The organism is Halorubrum halophilum (assembly GCF_000739595.1).
Lineage (GTDB): Archaea > Halobacteriota > Halobacteria > Halobacteriales > Haloferacaceae > Halorubrum > Halorubrum halophilum.
The window spans coordinates 1-1,400 of the sequence record NZ_BBJP01000073.1; the positions used below are offsets into that span (position 1 = coordinate 1).

Consider the following 1,400-nt stretch of genomic DNA (forward strand, 5'->3'; position numbering starts at 1 on the left):
CAGTACATCACAAAGCCGGTTAGTTGAGACGTCTGCTTGCTGAAGGTGTGTCTAATACCAAGCAAGCAGACGGTGAAATCCACGAGGACCAGCTTCTTAACTTCCTCGTCAACTCCCTTGACGAGGAAGCCACCCTCACACTCGCTGAAAACGCCGAGATCGATGCTGAAGACATCTACGAGGTCCTCGTCGGCGCGTGCGCCGACGGGACCTCGGTCTCAACGCTCTGTGAGAAAAGCGAAGATGCCCCCCACGAAAATTCGGTTCTCTACCATCTCCGAACCAAATTCGACCTTGAGACGCTTGAGCAAGTCGGAAATGCGCTCCTTCAGAAGGACGTTCTCGACGTCCTTCCCCAGCAGGTGGAGGTCGTTTCAGACCTCCACCTGCGGCCCTACTACGGCGACGAAGATGGGACAGACGGCCTGTACCACTCACAAGCGAAGCGTGGAACGACTGCGTTCCACGCCTACGCCACACTCTACGCGCGTGTGAAGAACAAACGCTACACGCTGGCGGTGCGCCGTCTCGAAGACGGCGACACCGCCAGCAGTGTCCTCGCAGAGTTTCTCGGTATCCTCGACAGCCTTGACCTCGAGGTCAAGGCCGTCTTTCTTGACCGCGAATTCTACGACAGCAAGTGTTTGACGCTGCTTCAGGCACACAACCACGCCTACGTCATGCCGATCGTCCGCTGGGGGCAGACGATCAAGCAAGAACTCTCGGAAGGCTGGAGTCGCGTGATTCAACACGACATGACGGCGAAACTCGACGGTCACAGCTGGACCGTCGAGTTTCCCGTCTACATCGACTGTACGTACCAAAATGGACGGTACGACGAACATGGAGTGGCGCGTCACGGCTACGCCGCTGACGCGCCGTTCATCGATTCACCACGAGACGCTCGATACCACTACGCGAAACGCTTTGGTATCGAGGCCAGCTACCGACTCTCCGAGCAAAGTATTGCGACGACCTCGACACAAAATCCGGTCGTACGGCTGCTGTACGTCGTGGTGAGCTTGTTGTTACAGAACGTCTGGCGGTATTTACACTGGGAATACGTGGCGACGCCCCGCCGTGGGGGGCGTCGCCTCTGGAAGTGGTCGTTCAAGGAGTTCATCAACATGATTCAACGGGCAGCGTGGACGGCCCTCGCGACGCGTCGGGCCGTCCCCGCAAACCGACCACCAGACGACCGGTTTACCCGCTAATCCCCGACCGGGCTAGCCTTCGTTGAGAGTGGCGACGCTGTCGCTGTTGGCGGCGGCTGCCGCCGACAGCGACAGCTCTCCGTCGGTTCGTCGAAGATCTTCTCGTCAAGGCCACCAGCACAACCGTTCCGCCGTGGAACTCAGGCTTCAGAAACAGCTATCCGAGGATGCTTTGTGAGGTACTGA

1 protein-coding gene is annotated in these 1,400 nt (G+C 58.4%); it reads left to right on the forward strand.

All coding sequences use genetic code 11. The annotated features are described in order from the left end of the window. Positions 1-47: 47 nt before the first annotated feature. Positions 48-1,214 (forward strand): ISH3 family transposase, encoded by a 1,167-nt coding sequence (locus ACP96_RS15615; protein ID WP_050034035.1) that lies wholly within the window; start codon positions 48-50, stop codon positions 1,212-1,214. The last annotated feature ends 186 nt before the right edge of the window (positions 1,215-1,400 follow it).